At 70.3% G+C, this 21492-nt stretch carries 19 protein-coding genes; 13 read left to right on the top strand and 6 right to left on the bottom strand.

Translation table 11 applies throughout. The annotated features are described in order from the left end of the window. The first annotated feature begins 11 nt into the window (after positions 1 to 11). Together OHA19_RS05470 and OHA19_RS05465 are read left to right on the top strand one after the other, a co-directional pair. On the top strand, positions 12 to 470 hold the full coding sequence (locus tag OHA19_RS05470) for a protease inhibitor I42 family protein (RefSeq protein ID WP_405719362.1): 459 nt from the start codon (positions 12 to 14) through the stop codon (positions 468 to 470). Between the two features lie 46 nt (positions 471 to 516). Next, the gene (locus OHA19_RS05465; protein ID WP_405719365.1) at positions 517 to 930 is read left to right on the top strand and encodes a hypothetical protein; all 414 of its coding nucleotides are present in this window, start codon (positions 517 to 519) and stop codon (positions 928 to 930) included. Between the two features lie 244 nt (positions 931 to 1174). On the opposite strand, the gene OHA19_RS05460 is transcribed toward OHA19_RS05465, so the two are convergent. Then, a complete protein-coding gene (locus OHA19_RS05460; RefSeq protein WP_405719367.1) occupies positions 1175 to 1975 on the bottom strand; it encodes a GPP34 family phosphoprotein in 801 nt (266 codons plus the stop codon). Between the two features lie 312 nt (positions 1976 to 2287). Between OHA19_RS05460 and OHA19_RS05455 the strand changes: the two genes are divergently transcribed. The 11 genes from OHA19_RS05455 to OHA19_RS05405 all read left to right on the top strand — a co-directional run bounded on the left by OHA19_RS05455 (position 2288) and on the right by OHA19_RS05405 (position 15261). After that, on the top strand, positions 2288 to 3904 hold the full coding sequence (locus OHA19_RS05455) for a phosphodiester glycosidase family protein (RefSeq protein WP_405749521.1): 1617 nt from the start codon (positions 2288 to 2290) through the stop codon (positions 3902 to 3904). A gap of 55 nt (positions 3905 to 3959) precedes the next feature. After that, positions 3960 to 4988: an alpha/beta hydrolase gene (locus tag OHA19_RS05450; protein WP_405719372.1), complete on the top strand. Its 1029-nt coding sequence runs from the start codon at positions 3960 to 3962 to the stop codon at positions 4986 to 4988. 895 nt (positions 4989 to 5883) lie between these two features. Next, positions 5884 to 7272 carry a sensor histidine kinase gene (locus OHA19_RS05445; protein ID WP_405719375.1) on the top strand — a complete coding sequence of 463 codons (1389 nt, stop codon included), beginning with the start codon at positions 5884 to 5886 and terminating at the stop codon, positions 7270 to 7272. 2 nt (positions 7273 to 7274) lie between these two features. Continuing rightward, a complete protein-coding gene (locus OHA19_RS05440; protein WP_405719377.1) occupies positions 7275 to 7706 on the top strand; it encodes a roadblock/LC7 domain-containing protein in 432 nt (143 codons plus the stop codon). Then, a complete protein-coding gene (locus tag OHA19_RS05435) occupies positions 7703 to 8086 on the top strand; it encodes a DUF742 domain-containing protein (RefSeq protein ID WP_405719380.1) in 384 nt (127 codons plus the stop codon). Before OHA19_RS05440 ends, OHA19_RS05435 begins: the two co-directional genes overlap by 4 nt. After that, a complete protein-coding gene (locus tag OHA19_RS05430) occupies positions 8058 to 8678 on the top strand; it encodes a GTP-binding protein (RefSeq protein WP_405719382.1) in 621 nt (206 codons plus the stop codon). Before OHA19_RS05435 ends, OHA19_RS05430 begins: the two co-directional genes overlap by 29 nt. After that, positions 8675 to 9967 (top strand): cytochrome P450, encoded by a 1293-nt coding sequence (locus tag OHA19_RS05425; protein WP_405719385.1) that lies wholly within the window; start codon positions 8675 to 8677, stop codon positions 9965 to 9967. The genes OHA19_RS05430 and OHA19_RS05425 overlap by 4 nt, the downstream gene beginning before the upstream one ends. Before the next feature lie 224 nt (positions 9968 to 10191). Then, positions 10192 to 11211, top strand: coding sequence for a polyprenyl synthetase family protein (locus OHA19_RS05420; protein WP_405719388.1), 1020 nt, complete (start codon positions 10192 to 10194; stop codon positions 11209 to 11211). A gap of 47 nt (positions 11212 to 11258) precedes the next feature. Then, positions 11259 to 12857, top strand: a complete 1599-nt coding sequence (locus OHA19_RS05415; RefSeq protein ID WP_405719390.1) for a prenyltransferase/squalene oxidase repeat-containing protein — start codon at positions 11259 to 11261, stop codon at positions 12855 to 12857. Beyond that, positions 12854 to 14233, top strand: a complete 1380-nt coding sequence (locus OHA19_RS05410) for a cytochrome P450 (protein WP_405719393.1) — start codon at positions 12854 to 12856, stop codon at positions 14231 to 14233. The genes OHA19_RS05415 and OHA19_RS05410 overlap by 4 nt, the downstream gene beginning before the upstream one ends. After that, positions 14230 to 15261 (top strand): terpene synthase family protein, encoded by a 1032-nt coding sequence (locus OHA19_RS05405; protein ID WP_405719395.1) that lies wholly within the window; start codon positions 14230 to 14232, stop codon positions 15259 to 15261. The genes OHA19_RS05410 and OHA19_RS05405 overlap by 4 nt, the downstream gene beginning before the upstream one ends. A 388-nt stretch (positions 15262 to 15649) precedes the next feature. Here the strand turns inward: OHA19_RS05405 and OHA19_RS05400 are convergent, their stop codons facing one another. The 5 genes from OHA19_RS05400 to hypF are packed head-to-tail and all read right to left on the bottom strand — an operon-like array spanning position 15650 to position 21492. Beyond that, positions 15650 to 16396 (bottom strand): DUF6390 family protein, encoded by a 747-nt coding sequence (locus OHA19_RS05400; protein WP_405749519.1) that lies wholly within the window; start codon positions 16394 to 16396, stop codon positions 15650 to 15652. Beyond that, the gene (gene hypE, locus OHA19_RS05395; protein ID WP_405719401.1) at positions 16397 to 17485 is read right to left on the bottom strand and encodes a hydrogenase expression/formation protein HypE; all 1089 of its coding nucleotides are present in this window, start codon (positions 17483 to 17485) and stop codon (positions 16397 to 16399) included. It lies immediately after the preceding gene. Between the two features lie 8 nt (positions 17486 to 17493). Next, positions 17494 to 18597, bottom strand: coding sequence for a hydrogenase formation protein HypD (hypD, locus tag OHA19_RS05390; RefSeq protein ID WP_405749517.1), 1104 nt, complete (start codon positions 18595 to 18597; stop codon positions 17494 to 17496). Beyond that, positions 18594 to 18890, bottom strand: a complete 297-nt coding sequence (locus tag OHA19_RS05385; protein WP_405719407.1) for a HypC/HybG/HupF family hydrogenase formation chaperone — start codon at positions 18888 to 18890, stop codon at positions 18594 to 18596. The genes hypD and OHA19_RS05385 overlap by 4 nt, the downstream gene beginning before the upstream one ends. Positions 18891 to 18939: 49 nt before the next feature. Continuing rightward, complete coding sequence (gene hypF / locus OHA19_RS05380) at positions 18940 to 21492, bottom strand: carbamoyltransferase HypF (protein ID WP_405749515.1); 2553 nt, start codon at positions 21490 to 21492, stop codon at positions 18940 to 18942.

The raw sequence follows: 21492 nt of genomic DNA, 5'->3' as shown, positions 1-21492 counted from the left end.
CCGCGATCGCGGTGGCCGCGCTCCTCGCTCTCGCCACGGGCTGCGGCTCGGATCCCGACGAACCGGCCGACGGCTCCACGAGTCACCCGGTGAAGGACACCAGCATCACCGCCGCGCCGGGCGAGCGCTTCACGCTCACCGTCGACCAGAACGCCTCCACCCGCGAGTACTGGTACCTGGTCGACCCCGAGCCCGACAGCTCGGTGCTCGTCAGCCGCGGCCAGGACTACGCGTCGGACTCCGGCGACGAGCCGGTGCCCGGTGCCGGCGGCCGGCTCACCTTCACCTTCGAGGCCAAAGGCAAGGGGACCACCCGGTTCACGCTTCTGCACTGCACCTTCACCACCTGCCAGGGCAACACCGCCACGCTGCCCCCCGAGACGACCGGCCCCTCCGCCACCCCGGCCACGAGCGCGGCCCCGACCTCACAGGCCCCCGAGCGCATCACCTACACCGTCACCGTCAACTGAGCCGCAGCGGACCAGTCAGATGAGACGAGACACCCGAGGCCCCGCCATGAACGATGACGCCCTGTACCCGCCGGACCGCACGGACGACGAGCTGGCCCGGCTCGACATCACCGTCCTGCTGCGTTACGGCCTCACCGCCGAGCCCGGCAACCGGCGCACCGCCCTGTTCGGCGACGGCGCCGTGGCCGCAGCCGTCATCCTCGACCGCCTCGGCACCGAGCCGCGCTCGATCGCCTTCCTCGCCGACACCGTGCGCGCCGGCGGGCTCGCCCGCGCCGCGGAGCTGCCCGAGCCCCTGCCCCGCCGAGAGGCGGCCGCCGTGGTGCGGGAATGGCTGCGGACCGGCACCGAACTCATGGGCGGGATCGCCGCCGACGACACCGCGGCCACCTGGCTCCGCGCCGTCGCGACCATTGTCGAACTGAAGCAGCTGACCCGGGCACGGGGCCGGAGCACATGATCCGAGCCGCTTCATGAGCCGTCGAGTGGGTGCCGGTCAAGGAGCAGGCGGCACGTCGGGCCGTCCCGGCTTCAGGCCCGATGTGCCCTGCACGGCGCACAAGGGCAGGGTGGGCTGAGCCGGGCGACCCGCTGATCGGGGCCGGCGGCGGCCCGCTCGCCGGGGGCGGGCCGTGCGCGTCCGCGGCAGCGGGGAACCGGCGGCCCTGAGCGGCTCGGACAGCAGCGACTCCCGGCTGTCGGTGTCACCAGCCGGCGTGCCCGTCGCCGTGGTGGCCGGTGCCGCCTGCGCCGCCCTCGGACCAACTGCCCGGGTCGAGACCGTGGCCGAGACCGTGGCCGCCGGTGGTGAAGTCGGCGTAGAGGTCACCGAGCTCGCCGAGCAGTTGGCGGGTGAGGACGTCGGCGCCGATGGCCAGTGCCGCAGCGAGTTCCTCGTCGGCGGCCGGGACCGTTCCGGCGGTTGCGGGGGCGAGACGGTGGGTCGCGGCGAGGGCGGCCATACGGCGGCGGTCGGTGATGCCGCGCAGTCCTGGCCAGGCGGCAGGGGCGAGGCGCGCGGCCTGGACGAGCAGGGCGAGCGTGAGGTCGCGGTCCGCGGTGGACCCTGCGGAGCCGGAGCGGACCACGCTGTCGAGGCGGGTCAGCAGCGCCCGGCGGCGCGGCAGATCCACGGAGACGATGTCGTGGCGGGTACGGCCACTGGAGTCGCGCCACCGACGGACACGGACCGCCTTCTGGTCCTGCAGTCGGGAGAGGTACTCGACGGTCAGGGAGCGCGGTGTCCGGCGCAGCCAGTCCTTGAGACCGGGCGGGGGAGCAGCCGTGCAGAGAGTGTGCAGGACATTGCTCAGGCGGCGGTCCTCGACGGGCCGGGGGTCCACCACCTCGATCCGCCGGCGCCCGACGGCGATCCGTCCGGCCAGGCCCAGGTCCGCCAACTCCGAGATCCGCAAGGCGAATTGGAGCCGGTCCTCGTTCCGTATCCGTATGCGCCGCCTGCCCGGGACAATCGCGAGCAGGAGCAGGTCGTCCCCCGTGGTCATACGTGCCAGGGTAGGCGCGGCCGTTCGCGGAGGGGAGCGCTCCGCGTACTCACCGCCGCCGGCTTCCCCGGCCGGCCCTGCGCCCTCCAAGCCCGGCCAGGGCAGGTTCCCGGCGTACCGGCTGTACCGGAGCGCCCGCTTCGGGGAGGCCGGGTCGGACATACAGGTCTTTCTGCCAGGACCTGTACGGGCCGTCACGGCCTGGCATGGTCGAACTGCCCCGAGCGGGCGAGGAGATGGATGTGCACACGTCTTGACCGGCGGCCGCTGCCGCACGCACCGTTGCTGAGCCGTTCTTTCCAAGGGGGGTACGTGAAAGGCAAGTTGCTCGGTGCGTGTACGGGTCTGGCCCTCTTCGCCGTGGTGAGTGCCTCGCCGGTGCCAGCCTCCTCCGAGCCGCGGCCGGGGCCGACGCGTGCTCTGCCGCTGGGTGCCGTCGGTTTGACCGAGACCCGGAGCACGCGGACGTTGCAGCCCGGTGTCACCCTCACGCGGATCGTGCGCGGTGCCGACGCCCCGGCGCTCGCGTGGACGGTCGAGGTCTCCATACCGGGCGGCGCCACCTCGCCGGACCCCGATGCGCCGCCGACGGCGCTGAAGGACCGGGCGAGCGCCGACGGGCTGGCAGCCGACCTGCAGGAGGACGGCTTTGACGCCCGGGTCGAGGAGGTCACGACCCCGGCGGTCGCCGACTACGCCGGTGGAACGCTTGGATGGCGCGTCCGGGTGGGGCAGTTCGGCTCGCAGTCCACCGGGACGGCGGAGCGCACCCGGCTGAGAGGGTCCGGGTACACAGGGTCCGTCGTGTACACGGGCTGGGACGGGAACCCGGCGGACCGCGGCCCGTGGCGGATCGACGTGCTCACCATCGACCCGGACCTGTTCCGCGGCGGGCTCAGGGCATCGTACGGATCCGATCTGGAGAACCGTGAGAAGACCAGCGAGCTGGCAGCCGCCGCCGGCGCGACCGCGGCGGTCAACGGCGGGTTCTTCGTCCTCGACCCGAGCGCCGGAGCACCGGGCGATCCGGCCGGCGTCGGCGTCTACGACGGGCGGCTGCTGAGCGAGCCGGTGAACGGGCGCCCCGGTCTGGTGATGCGCAACTCCGGCCGGCACAGCGGGATCGCCCGGCTCACCTGGAAGGGACGGGTCGTCGGCCGGGACGCGTCGCAACCCCTGGACGGCGTCGACCGCGTACCGGGCCTGATCAGGAACTGCGGCGGCACCGCCGACGACACCCCGACCCGGCTGCCCCTGCACGACGTGACCTGCACCGACCGCCACGAACTCGTGGCGTTCACACCGGACTACGGGCGGCGGACGCCACAGGGCGACGGCCTGGAGGCCGTACTGGACGCCCACGGGCGGGTCCTCGAACTCCGCTCGCCGCGCGGCGGACCGCTGCCGGCCGGCGGCAGCTCCGTGCAGGCGACCGGCGCGCGCGCCGCCGAGCTGGCCACTCTGGCGCAGGTCGGCCGGCCCCTGCGCATCGAGGGGACGTTGCGGGACGGCAGCGGCCACAAGGTCTCGCCATCAGTGGGGACCAGTATCCTCAACGGCGGCCCCGAACTGGTCCGCGACGGCCGGCTGCACGTCACACCTGCCACCGACGGAATGGTGCAGCCCGGCAACGCGAGCTTCTACTACGGCTGGGTGCACAAACGCAATCCACGCACGCTGGCCGGGGTGGACACCGCCGGCAGGACCGTGTTCGTCACCGCCGACGGACGCAGCACGGACGCGCTCGGGCTGAGCATCCCCGAGAGCGCCGGCGTCGCCAGGGCGCTCGGCCTGCGCGACGCGGTCAATCTCGACGGCGGCGGGTCGACCACCATGGTGGTCGACGGAGAAGTGATCAACAATCCGTCCGACGCGGCCGGCGAACGCCCTGTCGGGGACGCCCTGCTGATCCTGCCGGACCGGGGCTGACCCGGCCCGGTCCGAGAACACCGGAGCCGGCAACCACCGACCGACAGGAGCCGTCATGACCGCCATCCCGATCCGCCGACCCCGCCTCCTGCTCGTCCTTGCCGCGCTGCTGCTCGCCCTCGCATCGACCCCGCCGGCGCTCGCCACCGCCTCGACAGTGGCACCTGCCCGGGAGACGGGCGGGTCAGCGGCCCCGGCCCTGGGCGCCGAGGTCGTCGCGGTCACCCGGGTCGCCGACCGGCAGGTCGACCTGTCGGTCCGCTCACCGGCCCTCGGCGGCCGGACGGTGAACGTACGTCTGCTCACACCCGATGGCTGGGACCCGGGCGACCGGAGCCGGCGCTGGCCGACGCTCTGGCTGCTGCACGGCTGCTGCGGGGACTACACGTCGTGGACCGCCCGGACCGACATCGCGCGGACCGACAGCCTGCGCGACGTCCTCGTGGTCATGCCGGAGGCCGGCTGGAACGGCTGGTACAGCGACTGGTGGAACTACGGCCGGGGCGGTGACCCGGCGTGGGAGACCTTCCACACCAAGGAACTGCGCCTGCTCCTCGAGCACGGCTGGGGGGCGAGCAGGAACCGGGTCGTGGCGGGACTTTCGATGGGCGGTCAGGGCGCCCTGCTGTACACCGCCCGGCACCCCGGGATGTTCAAGGCGGCCGCGGCGTACTCCGGTTCCGTGCACCCACTGCTCGACGACGAGTCGACGAGCCGCATCATGGGGTTCTTCGCCGGTCAGGGTAACGACCCGCTGAGGGTATGGGGCGACCCGGTCGCGCAACGTGACGTCTGGGCGGCCCACGACCCGTTCCACCTGGCCGAGCGCCTCGCACCGATCCCCGTCTACCTCTCGTGCGGTGACGGCACCACCGGCCCCTTGGACCCGCCGGGCAGCACGAGCGCGCTCGAGGCGGATTTCAACAGGCAGAACCAAGCCCTCGCCGGCGAACTCGAACGCGAGGGCGCGAAGCAGGTGACCACCGACTTCTACGGACCGGGGACCCACGGCTGGCCGTACTGGCAGCGTGAGTTGCACTCCTCGCTACCGATGCTGCTCCACGCCCTGAGGGCCGACGGCTGAACGGTCGCGTGCCGAGAACATCCGCCATGGCATCCCCGCCGTGCCACGGACGACCGCGTCCGGGACGCGCACGGGTGCAGCCGGGACGGACGTGACCGAGCGGCTTGTCCAGCGCCCCGAGCGAGTCCGCGGAGCACACCAGCACCCAGGCCCGCATCGCGGCACAGGGCCCGGCCGGATGGGCCTGAACCCGGCCGGCCTTTGGCTCGGACTGTGGATCTCCCCCGGCCGGAGTCACACCGAAGGTTCTGCGGTCCAGACCGCCACCGAATTGCGCACGGAGGCCACCGGAGTGTGGGCTCGGTGAGCTGCGGGAGAGTGCTCATTTCCATGCCGTGCGCGAGCGGCGAGAACCCAGCAGGCAAAGATCGTCCGGTTCATGATTGTGCGGGCCCACCAAGGACGCGTGTGCAGATCAACTCCAGTAAGCTGGGCGCGTTTTAGGAAGTGGCAAGGCCGCGAGTCGACTGCGTGCGATGGCGGGAAGCCCCGACGTAGCCGACGTTCGCAGTCCTCAACGGAGCTCCGATGAACCTGTTCACTTGCGTTCAGCAGGCTTCGCCCTGCCACCGTTTCCGGGGGCGGGAAGGCCGGCCGGGCGACCGTCGCCGCCCGTGGGGATCGCGGCGCCGCGGCCTTGGCCGGCTCGGCCGATTCACCGGGCGGGCCTCACCGCGGACCGTCGGTCGCTCGTCCGCAGTGGCAGTTCTTCGCTGCACGAACGGCCCACGCACTATCCACTTGCCACACGGCTTCTCATGTCCACCAGTTCTCCGGAGGCCGCACTCACCCCCGCGGGGGAGTGAACCGCTGCGCTGTTCTCCGAAGGCTCGATCGACCCCTAGGACCACCCTCCGTGACCTTGTCCTCGAAAATCGCCGTTGCCCTTGGCGTCTTGTCTCTTCTCCTAGCAGTCTGGGCGCTGCTCCTGGCCCGTTCGCGCCGCGAACACGTACGACGGAGCAGAGGGCTGTCGGCAGAGGTGCAGGCCGCCAACTCCCGTGCTCAGGTTGCCGAGGGCCACGCCCGGACCGCGGTGCAGAACAGGCAGGCCGCAGAGTCCCGCATGCAGGAACTCGGCACCCGCGAGGCGGAGCTTCTCGACGAAGTGCGTCACCTCGTCTCCGACCGGCTTCCCGCTCTCGCACTGCACCTGATCAGCTCTCATCACCCCGTCCCCGGACTCCTGCACAAGAACCTCGCGGGTTCCGAGGCCGCACGGCTCCTTGACGCCCTGCCCGAGGCAGTCTCAGGCATCGTCCTCAAGGAGAGGCGCCGCATCGACGCCGCTGCTCGGGCTGCTCTGCGTGGCGCAACTCAGGAGTCCCAGGCCCTCTCCTACCAGTTGCAGACGAATATCGTGGGGCTGCAGCACGAGTTCAGCGCGCCGCCCCGTCTGACGCAGAGCCTGCTCGAGTCCGACCACATCAACGAGCAGAACCTGCGCCTCACGCAGCGATCCGCCATCGTGTGCGGAGGCTGGCCGGGACACGTCCGCAAGGACACCTACGTGAGCGAGGTCGTCAGTGGCGCCTCCTCCCGACTGCGCGGCTTCGACCGCATCAACATCGTTTCCCGGCTGGGCCTTTCCAACATCGGCGTGGTCGGGCGCGCGGCCGAGCCCGTTGCCGTGGTCTGCGCCGAACTGATGGCCAACGCGCTGGAGCATTCCCGTGACGACCTCATGGTGGACGTCGGCCTGATCCAGACCGGCAACGGCAGTGTGTGCATCACGATCGACGACGCCGGCAAGGGCATGACCTCGGAGGCGCTCGCCCGCGGCCGGAGCCTGATATCGGGTGAACAGCAGGACGTGATGCTCCTCGAGCTCGGCGACCCGCCTTCCATGGGTTTCGCCGCCATCGGCCGTCTCGTCGCGGACTACGGCCTCCATGTCTCCATCGACACTTCCTCTCCCTATGGCGGGGTGCGCGCTGTGGTGTCCGTTCCCGAGAACCTGCTGACCTCGATCGACGAGAACGCCACACCTCCGTCGGTCATGGCTCCCCAGCCTGCCGTGGCGCCGCAGGCCCACAAGCGGCCCACCACTGCCGACTCGCCCGCGCAGTCGCCCGCGCATTCGTCCACGCACTCGCCCGCGCCGACCGCCGCGGCGGAGCTGCCGCAGCGCCGCCGCCGTCTCTCGGCGACGGCCGCCAATGATGACACCGCCGCAGCAGCGCCCCGTCCCCTGGACCCGGAGAACACCGGCGCCATCTGGAGCGATTTCCAAAGCGGCCTCACCACCGGCCGGTCCGCCACCGATTCGGAGGAAACACTGTGACCATGCCTGAAGCCAACAAGGAGACCGGCCCGTCCGCCTGGGTCCTGAAGCCCATCACCGAAATCCGTGGTGTCCGGCACGCCTTGACCATGACGCTCGACGGGATGGTCCAGGCCACCTCCGAGAACCTCACCAAGGACGAGGCGGACGGCATAGGCGCGATGACTGCCGCACTGCACTCCGCCTCCCGCGCCGCCACCAACGCCGTTCTGGGAGCCCCTCCGAGTACGCCGCTCACGACCGTCACCTCACACAACGACCGAGGTACCTACATGGTCATGCCGGTCGGCGAGGGAACCAACACCCTGATCGCGGCGGCAGGCGATGAGGACATGCCCATGGGCGTGGTCGCAGCCACCATGGCCCGCCAGGCAATGAAACTCGGGGAACAGATAATGTCCGTTCCCGCCCGCACCAACAGCGGGGCGTCATGAGCCGCGGCCAGGAGCAGCGACGGCTGCTGCCGGCGTACCTTGCGACCGGGACCAGCCCCGGCGCCGGCCTCTCGGGCACCCTCGATTCACTGGCCGCTCTGCGCGCCAGTGGTCTGCCCCTCGCCAGGTACCACACGGCGGTGCACCAGCGTGTGATCGAGCTGCTGACCGACGGGTCTCTCAGCGTTGTTGAACTGGCCGGCTATCTGGGCCTCCCGGTCAGCGTGACTCTGGTACTGGCCGAACAACTGGTCGATGACGGCCAGTTAAAAGCCACCGTCCCGATTCCGGACGCCCTCCGCGCGTCGAACGATGGCCGTCCGTCGAGAGAAGTTCTGGAAGAGGTGCTGAGTGGACTCCACGCTCTCATTGCCGCCTAGCTCGCCCCCCGTCTACCTGCCCGAGGGTGAACACCGAAGGATCAAGATCCTCGTTGCCGGCCCGCTCGGTATCGGCAAGACGACCGTGGTCAAGTCGCTGTCGCAGATTCCGACACTGCACACCGACGAGGTCATGACGAACGCGGCGGTCGCCACCGATGACCTCAGCCACGACGTGCTGCGTGACAAAACCACCACCACGGTCGCCATCGACTTCGGCCGTCTGACGCTGCCGGGCGACAAGATCGTTCTGTACCTGTACGGAACTCCGGGGCAGCGCCGCTTCCTTCCGCTGTGGGAAGGCATCGCGTTCGGAGCACTTGGTGCCCTCATCCTGGTCGACACCCGGCGGCTCAAAGACTCCTGGGAAGTGATGGAGCTCATTGAGGAGCGCGGTTTGCCGTACGCCGTTGCGGTCAATGTTTTCCCTGACTCACCCAAGTACGACTTGGCGCTCATCCGTTCGAAGCTCGACCTCGCCCCGGAGACTCCACTGGTCACGTGTGACGCACGACAGAAGAACAGCGGCCTGCATGCGCTCGCCCAACTGACCGCCCATTCCATATCCGTTGCCGGAGTCGAAACCTCGTGACGCTCACACCCGCCGAAGCCCCTGTGTCCCTGCACGGGGCCGAACATGCCGCGAACCCGCAGCGCAGCTATGAACTGCTGCGCAGACAGGGACCGGTCGGCGTAGCCGAGGTGGCCCCCGGTGTCGTGGTCCGCCTCGTCACCGAATACCGGGCCGCCCTCGACCTCCTCCAGGACGTCGATACGTGGACCAAGGACACCCGGAGCTGGCTGCCGCAGGTGCCGGAGGACAGCCCGATCCGTCCCATGGTGGAGTGGCGGCCGAGTCTGTTCTTCGCCGACGGCGAGGCACACGCGCACCTGCGACGTGTGATCACGGACAGCTTCGGTCTCCTGGATCCCCAGGACGTGCGCGCCCTGACATTCCGCTTCGCCGACACGCTGCTCCAGGAATTCGCTGATACCGGGACGGTGGACCTCGTCCGCCAGTACACGCAGCAGCTGCCCCTGATGGTCTTCAACGCTCTGTTCGGTATGCCGGACGAGGAGGGCCGGCGCCTTGTGTGGGCGCTCGAGGCGATGATGGACGGCGATCCGGAGACACAGGCAGTGGGCGGGCGGTCGTTCGGCGCCTACCTCGAAACGCTCTACGAGACCAAGTCGGCGCAACGCGGCCACGATCTGACCTCCTGGTTCATCGATCACCCCAATGGGCTGAATCAGGAAGAGGCCGTCAACCAGATCCTCATCACCCTCGGGGCTGGGAACGAGCCGCTGTGCAATCTCATCGCCAACACGCTCGTCCGCATGCTCAGTGACGACCGCTATTTCGGCACCCTGACCACCGGGAGCCTGCCCATCCAGCACGCCATCGATGACGCGCTGTGGCACGACGCGCCGCTGGCCAACTACAGCGTCCACTTCCCCAAGAAGGACGTGACCTTCCACGGCGCCCGCATCCCCGCGGGCTCGCCCGTCATGGTGTCGTACGCCGCCGCCAACACCTGCCCCCACTCGGGCATACCGGCGGACGGTTACCGCTCCGGGAACAAGGCGCACCTGGCCTTCGCTGCAGGGCCCCATACGTGCCCCGCCCGTGACGTCGCCACACTGATTGCCACGGCCGCCATCGAGAGGCTGCTGACCTACCTGCCGGACATCGAACTGGGCGTTCCAGCCGACCAGCTGACCTACCGCCCCGGGGCCGTCCATCGGACGCTCACCGCGCTCCCGGCCCGGTTCACTCCGCTGACCCCTGACGCGGACGGGGCCACCCCCTGGAGCAGGAGCCCCTCCCGCCCCGAGCGGGACACACCATTCTCCCCGACGGCAGGCGGCACCAAGGCATAACAGCCGTATCACCTGCCGTAGCTCGTCGCGTCGCGGTGGTGCCGTCCGGGAGCCGGCCGGCACCACCGCGACAGTCCCAGGGAGGAGACGCGGGTCCGTTGGCCCGACCTCTGCAAGAACGGAACCGCGACGACGGTTCTCGAGCGAAAGAGGATCAACCGCCGGTGACACAAACCCTTCCCACAGTACTGCCCGACCTGTCTTCCCTACGACAGAAGGTCGGCATGGCCCTGACCGGATTCCTGGACACCAAAGAACGTGCCGCGCCAGGAATCGAGCTGCTCCATCTGACCTCCGCCCTGCGCGGACTCCTGACCGGCGGAAAACGGCTGCGGTCTCTGCTGTGCCTGTACGGATGGCAAGCCGCCGGAGCAACAGGTGACATGACTGCTGCCGTTCGTGCTGCTGCCAGCCTCGAACTCTTCCAGGTGTTCGCCCTGGTGCACGACGACGTGATGGATGACAGCGATGTCCGCCGCGGCCAGCCGTCCGCCCACCGCGCACTGGCCACCGCGTATACCGACAGCGGCGGCCCGGGCAGCAGGGCCCGGGCGCACGGCCTGGGCGCGGCCGTCCTTCTCGGAGATCTGGCCCTGGTGTGGTCCGACGAACTTCTTCGCACGGCGGACCTCGGCCCGGGGCGGCTGGCCCAGGTGCTGCCCCTGGTGGCCGACATGCGGAGCGAGGTCATGTACGGCCAGCTCCTGGACCTGCAGACCACCGGCCGCCTGACCGGCGACGTGGATACCGCACTGCACGTCATCCGATACAAGACGGCTAAATACACCATAGAACGGCCCCTGCACATAGGGGCGGCGGTGGCCGGTGCCACCCCGCCCGTACTCGATGCCTGCACCAGCTTCGGCATACCGCTGGGAGAAGCGTTTCAGCTGCGGGACGACCTGCTCGGGGTCTTCGGCGACCCAGTCAAAACAGGCAAACCTGTACTGGACGACCTGCGTGAGGGCAAAGCCACCGTGCTGATGGCGCTCGCGGTCCAGCGAGCCTCCACGGCCGAACTGAGAACACTGCGCGAGCTCGTCGGCCGAAGCGACCTCGACGAGGAACACGCCGCCGCGGTGCGCACGATCCTGAACTCCACCGGCGCCCGGCAGACCGTGGAGGAAATGATCACCACGCGACGGGCCGCCGCCCTCGCCGCCCTGGACAACGCTCCCTTCCCGGGAAGTGCGACAGCCTCCCTGCGTCGGCTCGCCCTGGACGCAACAGCCAGGCAGACGTAAAGCATTGCCGCGCACCGTCATCAGAACTCCGAGGAGGAAGTCGCCCCATGAGCATCAGCACGCCCGTCGGCACATCCTACGCCGAACGAGCCACCAGCCTGGTGGCCAGGACCGACCAGGACAGATGGGGAAGCGTCGGTCCGTCCCTGTACGAGACGGCCCGCGTCCTGTCCGCGGCGCCGTGGCTGCCCGGGGAGCCACGGCGGATCACGTATCTGCTGGAACAGCAGGCGCCCGACGGCAGTTGGGGGGAGGGGCCGCCGCCCTACCGGCTCCTGCCGACACTCAGCGGGGTGGAGGCCGCACTGGCGGTTCTGCGCAGGGGCACCGCGTCCGCAGAGGTCACCGGTCGGCTCACGGCCGCGGTGAACAGGGGCCTCGACGTATTGCGGTCACTGCCGCGAATGGGCCCGTGGCCGGACACGGCTGCAGCGGAAATACTCGTACCCGGCCTGGTGGCCGAGATCAACAAGACGTTGGACTCCCTGACCACCGGCGGGGACACGCCCGGTTACGGTGGTCCCCGGCTCCCGGTTCCGGGCGGCTTCCATGAGTCGGCACCTGCTCGCGTGGCCAAGCGGTACGAGTCGGCGGGCAGCCTGCCCGTCAAGTTTCACCACACGTTCGAAGGCGTGGGCAGCTACGTACCTTCGTGTCTCGTCCCTGACGTCGAAGGGCTGCTGGGCAGTTCGCCGGCCGCCACCGCCGCACGGGCGACGCTGTCACCGGCCACTACCGATCGGGCCGTCGCCGACCTCGGTGCAGTGGCGCAACGCTACGGCGGACTCTTCCCCGAGGCCGCGCCCCTCCGCGTGGTCGAACGGCTGTGGGTCGCCGCCGCGTTGGCGCGCGCCCACCTGCCCGGTGCCGCTCTTCCCACGGTCCGTGGGTGGGCCGAGGAGATCTACGACGCTCAAGGCGTGCGCGGTGCGCCCGGACTCATGGCCGATGCCGATGACACCGCCATGGCGGTGCTGGTCGCCTCACTCGTCGGTCTGCCGTACGACCCGGCGCCGCTGGACCTGTTCCACAACGGCAGCCACTACGACTGCTACATCGGCGAGGACACCGGATCGGTCACCGCGAACGCCCACGCACTCCAGGCCCTCGTGAGCCACCTGCGGCGCTGCCCGACGGCAGAGCACACGTACGGACCCCGAGCGGCGAAGCTGTGCGACTGGCTGACCGGCCAGCAGCGACCCGAAGGACACTGGACCGACAAGTGGCATGCCTCCCCCTACTACGCCACCGCGCGCTGCGTCACCGCGCTCGCGGGGCACGGCGGTCAGCGCGCGTCCAGGGCCGTCCGGAGGGCCGCCGAGTGGACCACTGACAATCAGCGCGCCGACGGCTCCTGGGGTGTGTGGGGCAGCACCGTCGAAGAGACCGCGTACGCGGTCAAAGTCCTGCTGAGCGCCGCCGCCTTCACACCGCAGCCGCAGTACACCCGGGCACTGGACCTTGCCGAAACGTATCTGCGCGCTGCCTCGCACTCCGGCCACCAGCACCCCGCCCTGTGGCACGACAAAACGCTGTATGCGCCCACCACAGTGATCGAAGCGGAGGTGCTCGCCGCGCGGGAGCTGCTGCGGGCACGTCGCCCAGCCGCATGTACACAGGCAGATATGGAAAGGACGGACGCGTGACTCCCGACATGGATGTGACTGCCGACGTGGACGTTCCGCCGACCGCCCCGGGTCGGCTGCCGCTCGTCGGACACCTGGTTCCCCTGCTCAGAGACCGCCTGGAGTACGTCGAACGCCTGCGCACCTACGGGCCGATCGTCCGTATGTCGGTCGGCCCCAAGAAGGTGACCGTGGTCAACTCGCATGAGCTGATCCACGAGATGCTCACCAGCAAGTCGGGTTCCTTCTCCAAGGGGTTGCTGGGCGAGAAGCTCAAGCTCTTCGGTCAGTCGGCCCTGCCGGTCGCGGAAGGCGGGCCCCACCTGCGTCGGCGCCGCCTGCTCCAGCCCGCCTTCCACCGCGAGCAGATCAGTGGGTACGTCACCACGATGCGGGAAACGGTGGAGCCGTCCATCGCGGGCTGGCGTGAGGGGGAACTGCTCGACCTGAAGACCGAGATGGGGCTCATGGCCCAGGACGTGGCCATGTCGGTGCTGTGCTCCTTCCGCGCGGAACAGGAGCGGGCGCGCGCGATCCTCGACGCCGTCGACACGGTCTTCACGGCCGCCATCTGGCGCACCATGGTCCCCGTTTCCTCGCTGGAACGGCTGCCCACCCGCAGCAACCGGCGGCTCAAGGCCGCCCGCAGCCTGCTGCGCAGCGAGGTGGCGGACATCATCGCGGAGCGCCGGGCGGAGCCCGATGCCCACGACGACCTCGTGACGCTGCTCCTGGAGGCCCGGGACGAAACCGGTGCGCCACTGCCCGACAACGAGATCCTGTCGGAGATCATCGGGCTGCTGGCCGCGGGTTCCGAGACGACGGGCGTCATGCTGGCGTGGCTGTTCCACGAGCTGGGCCGCGACCCGGAGCTGGAGCGCAGGCTGCACGAGGAGGTCGACTCCGTGGTCGGAGAGGGCCCGATCACCGCCGAGCACGTCCCCCGGCTCGCCTTCACCCGCAGACTGGTCAGCGAGACGCTGCGCCTGCACCACGCGGGCTGGCTGGTGACCCGACAGGCCACCAGGCCGGTGCGGCTCGGGCCGGTCGACCTGCCGGCGGGGGAGCAGGTGCTGTGGAGTCTCTACGGACTGCACCGGGATCCGGCCCTGTATCCCGACCCGTTGCGCTTCGACCCCGACCGCTGGCTGCCGGAGCGCCCCCAGCCGCCCAGGGGAGCCTTCATTCCCTTCGGGTCAGGAAAACGCATGTGCATCGGCGACGCGTTCGCCTGGACGGAGTCGATCGTCATCACGGCGTTCATCGCCTCGCGCTGGCGGCTGCGGCCCGTTCCCGGCGCCACCGTGGAACCGGTCGGGCTGCTCACCGTGCACCCGTCGGACCCCCGTATGGTCGCCGAGACCAGGCAGCGGGCCGTCGCGGGGACAGCCGTATGAGCCACACCCGCGGCTCGGACGCGCGTACCCTGCCGATGCCCGACCTCCGAGGCTCTTTCCCCGGCCCCTTCTCCACCAGCCCGTATGCCGACGCCATCGAGGAGCACACCGCCCACTGGCTCCGGACCTTCCCCTTGATCGGTTCACCCGGCGAGGCGAAGGCCCTCTGCAACATCACGGCCCAGGGGGTGGCACGTGTCCTGCCCGCGGCGGACCGGGACGGCGTGTTCCTCTGCGCCGATCTCTTTCTGTGGCTCACCGCGTTCGACGACGTACACGGCGAGGCCGAAGGAGGCCGTGACACCGCCCGTCTGGTACGCCGCATCAGTCACTGTGTCCGCCTGCTGGCCGGCGACGACGAGCCGGCGGCCGGCGACGACGCCTACATCGCCGCCCTGCGGGACCTCCTGCACCGGTTCCGCGAACGGGCCACGCCCACGCAGTACCTGCGGCTCACCGGGAACCTGCGGGACAATCTCTTCGGCATCCTCTGGGAGGCCCATCACCTCGACAGGCCCGACCAGGTCACCCTGAGCGACTATTGCGCGATGCGCCCCCACACGGTCTTCGTCCGGACCGTTGTGGCGACCGCGGAAATCGTGCTCGGACACGAACTGACCGATGATCAGCGATCCTCGGCAGCGGTGCGGGAACTGGAGAAGGCCGTTGCCGACCTCGCCGGCTGGATCAACGATCTCGCCTCGTACGCGAAGGAGGCAGATCGTGGTGGCCCGACTCCTCTGAGCCTGCCGACCCTGCTGATCCGACACCGCGAGTGCGACCTCGAAGAAGCGTTCCGCCTGGCCTCCCGCATGTGTGAGGACCAGGCCTGCACCGCACGCCGTCGAATCACCGAGCTCACCGCCGACAGCAAGGACGCACTCGCGGATCACGCTCGCGCTGTGGAAGCTGTCGCAGCCTCCTACGTGTGGCACATCGGGCACACCCGCTACGGGCGTGAGGAACGCGCCCCGCGTCCTGAGCCCGGCTCCGCCGGGGATCTCGCAGATGTCGGGGTCAGCCGCTGACGGCCTGCCACGACTGCGATCGAGGGATCCCGTACCGGTCCAGGAAATCCTGGGAGGCGGTGGGCGGCCGGTGCGGGGCCCTTCGCCGGTCGGCGGCAGACCGCTGAGCGTTGACGCTCACGCCCGCACCCCGGAGAACGCCGCCCTCCCCGGTGCCGCTGTCGTGGCGGCACCGGGGAGGGCGGCAAGGCCTCCTGCAGTGGCAAGCAGCGCGAGGAGTCCGGCTACCGCACGCAGGACGACGCGATCGAGCGCCTCACACGGCTCTACGCGGAGAAGAAGACCACAGCGCCGTCCGTAGCAGCGGCCCGCCGTGAACTGGGCTGGCGGACGGCCGAGGAGTACGCAAAGCAATGGAGGCCCCGACAGCGCAATTCTCTGCGAGCCCTCAGCCCGGAGCGCCGTGGATGCCGATGCTCGGTTCAGACGAGAGGCCCAAGTCGATGCGTCGGCGCTCCTCAAGGAATTCGATGCGCCGGGCCTGTTCGTCGGTGATCACATCACACACCCAGTCCCAGTGCAGCGCCACCCGGTCGCCGGTGGAGAGCCCGTCGAGCAGCGTCAGTCCGCCGGCCGAGCAGCGTACGGTCTCCTCCCGCCACGCACCGTCGGCCAGCCCCGCACCGTCCCAGCACAACGGGCGTGACCGCACGGTCGCCAGGTCTCCGTCGGAGGCCACGACCACGCCCGTACGGATGCGGCACTGGTCGAGCACGGACAGGGCGGTCGGATGGCCGCTCGACCGCAGCAGCGGGGTCCAGGGATACACCTCGAACACCTGGAAGCTGTGATGGGCCAGGGCGCGCCGCCCGGCGTCGCGCCAGGTGCCGCCGGGCTGTCCCCGGAATCGATGGGTCATGCGCTCCACCAGAGCAGCGGGATCGGCCCGGTCTAGCAACTCGTTGCCGATCCAGTACGCCTCGACCACCCGCACGTCGAGCGGGTCCGCCAGCCCGGCTGTCTCCGCGAGGAACTGGAGATAGCACCAGGCGCCCTCGAACTGCCGGGCGCGCCGCTCGATGTCGGCGGTCGCTTCACGGCGCAGGAGGGCCGCCGCATCGGCGGGGCCGCAGTAGCCGAGCTCGTTGGGCGGGTAGGCGTATCGCGCGAACAGCAGGGCGCCCTCGGCACTCACTCAGCAGATCCTCGGTAGTTGTTCGCCGATCGGCAGCCCGATCACCCGGCTCCCGCCCAGCCCTGTCTTCGCCACGACCATCCCGGCGTGATCCGGAACGCAACTGCCGATCCGGCAGGCGGACCGGCCCAGGGGATGGGCCCGCATGGCGGCCAGCACCCGGTCCGCGTCCTCGGCCGGGACGATCGCGATCAGTTTGCCCTCGTTGGCCACCTGGAGCGGGTCGAGCCCGAGCAGGCTGCACGCGTCGCGCACCGCGGGCGGTACGGGAAGCAGCCGCTCTACCAGTTCGATGCCCACGTCCGAGGCTCGGGCGATCTCGTTCAGCGAAGCCGAGACGCCCCCGCGCGTGGGATCCCGGAGCACATGGAGGTCGGTACCGGTGGCGAGCATGGCGGCGACCAGTCCGTGCAGCGCGGCGGTGTCGCTCTCCACCGTCGTACCGAATTCGAGGCCCTCCCGACAGCTCATCACGGCCACACCGTGCACGCCGATGTCGCCGCTGACGAGGACGGCGTCGCCGGGGAGCGCCCGGCGCGCGTGGATGTCGACACCGGGAGGGATCACGCCGATGCCCGAGGTGTTGAGGTAGACGCCGTCACCACTGCCGTGCTCCACGACCTTCGTGTCCCCGGTGACCAGGCGTACTCCGGCGTCCTCGGCGGCCCGGCCCACGGCCTGCGCGATCCGGCCGAGGTCGCTCAGCGCGGTGCCCTCCGCGAGGATGAAGGCAGTGGACAGGAACAGGGGCGTCGCACCCGACATGGCCAGGTCGTTGACCGTGCCGTTCACCGCCAGGTCACCGATCGACCCGCCGGGGAAGAACATCGGCTTCACCACGAACGAGTCCGTGGAGAAGGCGAGACGGGTACCGGAGCCGACCGTCAGGACGGCCGAGTCACCGAGATCGGCGGCGGCCGCGGCACCGTACGCGGGCAGGAACAGGTGCTCGATCAGCTCACCGGACATCGCACCGCCGCCCCCGTGCCCCATGACGACGGACGGGACGTCCCGCAGCGGGACCGGGCAGGCCCACCCCTCGAAGTCGAGGTCGGGCACTTCGTCCACCACGGCGGTCATGTCTTGCATCGCGTCAGTCACTTCGCATCGACCAGTTCCAGGCGGCGGTGGGTGTAGTACGCGGCGCACGCGCCCTCGGAAGACACCATGGTCGCGCCGAGCGGGTTCCTCGGCGTGCACTCCTTGCCGAACGCCTCGCACAGATGCGGCTTGATCAGGCCCTGCAGGACCTCGCCCGAGCGGCAGAGCGACGACTCGGCGGTGCGGATGTCCGTCACCTCGAACCGCTGCTCCGCGTCGAACGCCCGGTACTTCTCGGAGAGCCGCCAGCCGCTGCGCGGAATAGCCCCGATGCCGCGCCAGGTCCGGTCAGTCACCTCGAAGACATCGGCGAGCATCTCCATGGCGGGCACATTGCCCTCCTCGCGCACGGCCCTGGGGTAGGCGTTCTCGACCTCGTGCCGACCCGCCTCCAACTGGACGACGGTTCGGCGGACCCCTTCGAGGATGTCCAGCGGCTCGAAGCCGGTCACCACGATCGGTACCTTGTACTTCCGGGCCAGCGGCGGGTATTCGGCCGTCCCCATCACACTGCATACGTGGCCTGCGGCGAGGAACGCCTGAACCCGGCACGTCGAGGACTCCATGATCGCGGCGATCGCGGGCGGCACCAGCACATGGGACACCAGCAGCGAGAAGTTCCGCACCCCGAACCGCTGGGCCTGGTACACCGTCATGGCGTTCGCGGGGGCGGTGGTCTCGAACCCGATGCCGAAGAAGACGACTTCGCGGTCGGGGTTCTCCCGGGCGATCCTCAGCGCGTCGAGGGGCGAGTACACCACGCGTACGTCGCCGCCGGCGCTCTTGATGGAGAAGAGGTCCTGGCTGCTGCCGGGCACGCGCAGCATGTCGCCGAACGAGCAGAAGACGACGCCGGGGCGGGCGGCGATCGCCAGTGCCCGGTCGATGGTCTCCAGCGGGGTGACGCAGACGGGACATCCCGGTCCGTGGATCATCTCCACACTGTCCGGCAGCAGTTGGTCGATGCCGTGCCGGATGATGGAGTGGGTCTGGCCGCCGCAGACCTCCATCAGCGCCCACTTCCGCGTGGTGGCCGCGTGGATCTGGTCGATCAGCCTCTTCGCGAGAGCGGGGTCACTGAACTCTTCGAGATACTTCACCGGCCGACTCCTTCGGGAGATGCACCCTGCTGGGCTGCGCTGTCGGAACCGTCTCCGAACTCCTCGGCCAGGATGCCGAGCCGCTCGAAGTCGGCAAGGGTGTTCAGGGCCGACCGTTCGTCGAGGCGCTGGATGGCGAATCCGACGTGCACGATGACGTATTCACCGACGGTCGCATCGGGGATGTACTGGAGGCACACCTCCTTGCGTACCCCGCCGAAATCGACCTCGGCCATCACGGTGCCGTCGACTTCGACGGTACTGAGGACACGCCCCGGAACAGCCAGACACATGGTCCCTCTTCTCTGTGGATCCCTCTTGAAGTACGGCCGTGCGGCAGCGTCAGTCCGATGCGGCGATCACGAGCTGGCCGAGGGCGATCCCGCCGTCGTTCGGGGGGAGCAGGCGCGGCCGCAGGACGGTGAAGCCTCGCTCGGTCAGGCCGCGTTGCGTAGCTTCGAGCAATACGGCGTTCTGGAAGACGCCGCCGCCCAGCGCCACGGTGCCGAGGCCGGTGCGCGAGCGGCAGAGGTCCGCGAGGCGGGTGGCCAGAGCGGCGACGGCGGTATGGAAGCGCACGGCGATCAGTCCGGCCGGAACGCCGTCCCGCACGTCGGACACCACGGCCTGAACGACCGGGCCCGGATCCGCGACGGCGGGTTCTTCTCCCTTCCCGGGCCGGATACCGAAGCGGTAGCCGCCCTCCGGTGCCGCGGGGCCGGCGGCCGCGGCATGGGCCAGCCCTTCCAGTTCCATGGCCGCCTCCGCCTCGTACGCCACCACGTGCCGGACGCCGGCCAGGGACGCGACCGCGTCGAAGAGCCGCCCCATGCCCGACGTGGGCACGCAGCCGAATCCGGTGGCGAACTGATGGGCCAGTACGTCGCGTTCGGAGGGCGGGCAGGCACGGACCGCGGGCAGGTCGTCGTCCCAGGGGATGCCGGCCGCGTGCAGATGCGCGAGGGCCATCCGGTATGGCCGCAGCACACTCGCGTCGCCCCCGGCCAGCGGTACGTAACCCAGGTGGGCGGCCCTGCTGAACGACGCGTAGCCGGCCACCAGGACCTCTCCGCCCCAGGCCGCCCCGTCGGTGCCGTGGCCGGTGCCGTCGAAGGCGATGCCGATCACGCGCTCGTCCGCGCCCAGGCCGTGCTCCGCCATCACGGACGCGATGTGCGCGTGGTGGTGCTGCACAGTGCGGACCGGCCGCCCGGCCGCGTGGGCGCGAGCCCAGTCGCCGGAGTGGTAGCCGGGGTGGCGGTCGGCCACCAGCCGGGTGGGCGCCACCCCGGTGAGGTTCTCCAGATGCTTCTCGGTCCGGGTCAGAGCGCCGACCGTGGAGAGGTCGTCCATGTCGCCGATGTGCTGGCTCAGCCAGGCGTAGCGGCCCTCGGCCAGCGCACAGGTGTTCTTCAGGTCGGCGCCCACGGCGAGCGTCGGGGGCACGTCGAAGGGCAGCGCGAGCGGCAGCGGGGCGTATCCGCGCGAGCGGCGCAGCGGCAGCTCGGCGCCGGCGGCCCAGCGGCTGACCGAGTCGTCGCACGGCACATGGATGCGCCGGTCGTGCCGTAGCCAGGCATCGACCAGCGGTGCCAGAAGGGCCAGCGCGTCGCCGTCGTCGGTGACGATCGGCTCGCCCGACAGATTGGCCGACGTCATCACCAGTGCGTCCGGGCCCGGATCGTCGTCCCCGATCCCGAAGAGCAGGACGTGCAACGGGGTGTACGGAAGGACCAGCCCGAGGTGGGGGCTGCCGGGCGCCACGGCGTCGGACACCCCGGCCCCGGGCCCGGCAGGGTGCCGGGGCAGGAGCACGATCGGGCGGCGGCCATTGGACAGGAGCTCCTCCTCGTCCGCCGTGACGGTCACCAGCCGCCGCGCGACGTCGAGGTCCGGCACCATCACCGCGAACGGCTTGCCGCCGCGCCGCTTTCGCCGGCGCAACTCGGCCACCGCCGCGTCGTCGCGGGCGTCGCACACCAGGTGATACCCGCCGAGTCCCTTGACCGCGATGATCCCGCCCTCGGCAAGGAGCTTGCGGGCCGTACGCAGCGCGTCCTCGTCACGGGACAGGGACACGCCTTCCCCGCCGACCAGTTCGAGCCGCGGTCCGCAGTCGGGACAGGCGATCGGCTGGGCGTGGAAGCGGCGGTTGCGCGGGTCCTCGTACTCCGCCCGGCAGGCCCCGCACATCTCGAAGTCCGCCATCGTGGTGGCGGCCCGGTCGTACGGGAGGCCGGTGACGATCGTGAACCGGGGGCCACAGTGCGTGCAGGTGATGAACGGGTGGCGGTAGCGCCGGTTCGACGGATCGCCCAGCTCGTCGAGGCAGTCCCGGCAGGTGGCGATGTCGGGCGAGACCAGCGTCCTGGCCCGGTCGGACGTGCTGGAGGGCTCGATGGTGAAGCCCGTCCCGCCGCGCGTCGGCAGTTCGCTCGTACGCACGTCCTCGACGACAGCGAGCGGAGGGGCGTCGGCGCTCAGTCGGCGACCGAACTCCTCCACGGCTCCGGCCGTTCCCTCGACCTCGGCGAGCACCCCGTCGCCGGTGTTCGTCACCGAGCCCGTGAGCAGCAGCTCCGAGGCAGTGACATAGACGAAAGGCCGGAAGCCCACGCCCTGCACGACGCCGCGCACCTCGAATCTGCGCCGGATCCGCTGCTCCCGGCCGCGGCCCATCATCTCCAGCCCCGACAGGGCCTCCCGGGCCTTCGCCCGGTCGATGAGCTCGACGGCGAAGCCCATATGGAGAAGCACCCAGTCGTCGCGACCGGGCGCCTCGTCGAGCATGCCGATATTGACGCGGCGCCTGGCGCCCTCCACGTCCACCAGGGCCAGTTGGCCCGCATACCCGTCCACGATCTCCACGACGCGGCCAGGAATGCCTAGGCACAT

The organism is Streptomyces sp. NBC_00012, assembly GCF_045040875.1.
GTDB lineage: Bacteria > Actinomycetota > Actinomycetes > Streptomycetales > Streptomycetaceae > Streptomyces.
Note: the sequence above shows the minus strand (reverse complement) of the source record. Positions and strands in the feature narration are given on the sequence as shown.

Bases quoted from the DNA above. Each gene is read 5' to 3' on its own strand.
- OHA19_RS05465 (WP_405719365.1), top strand. From the start codon at position 517: ATGAACGATGACGCCCTGTACCCGCCGGACCGCACGGACGACGAGCTG.
- OHA19_RS05460 (WP_405719367.1), bottom strand. From the start codon at position 1,975: ATGACCACGGGGGACGACCTGCTCCTGCTCGCGATTGTCCCGGGCAGG.
- OHA19_RS05450 (WP_405719372.1), top strand. From the start codon at position 3,960: ATGACCGCCATCCCGATCCGCCGACCCCGCCTCCTGCTCGTCCTTGCC.
- OHA19_RS05440 (WP_405719377.1), top strand. From the start codon at position 7,275: ATGCCTGAAGCCAACAAGGAGACCGGCCCGTCCGCCTGGGTCCTGAAG.
- OHA19_RS05435 (WP_405719380.1), top strand. From the start codon at position 7,703: ATGAGCCGCGGCCAGGAGCAGCGACGGCTGCTGCCGGCGTACCTTGCG.
- OHA19_RS05420 (WP_405719388.1), top strand. From the start codon at position 10,192: ATGGCCCTGACCGGATTCCTGGACACCAAAGAACGTGCCGCGCCAGGA.
- OHA19_RS05415 (WP_405719390.1), top strand. From the start codon at position 11,259: ATGAGCATCAGCACGCCCGTCGGCACATCCTACGCCGAACGAGCCACC.
- OHA19_RS05405 (WP_405719395.1), top strand. From the start codon at position 14,230: ATGAGCCACACCCGCGGCTCGGACGCGCGTACCCTGCCGATGCCCGAC.
- hypE (WP_405719401.1), bottom strand. From the start codon at position 17,485: ATGCAAGACATGACCGCCGTGGTGGACGAAGTGCCCGACCTCGACTTC.
- OHA19_RS05385 (WP_405719407.1), bottom strand. From the start codon at position 18,890: ATGTGTCTGGCTGTTCCGGGGCGTGTCCTCAGTACCGTCGAAGTCGAC.
- hypF (WP_405749515.1), bottom strand. From the start codon at position 21,492: ATGTGCCTAGGCATTCCTGGCCGCGTCGTGGAGATCGTGGACGGGTAT.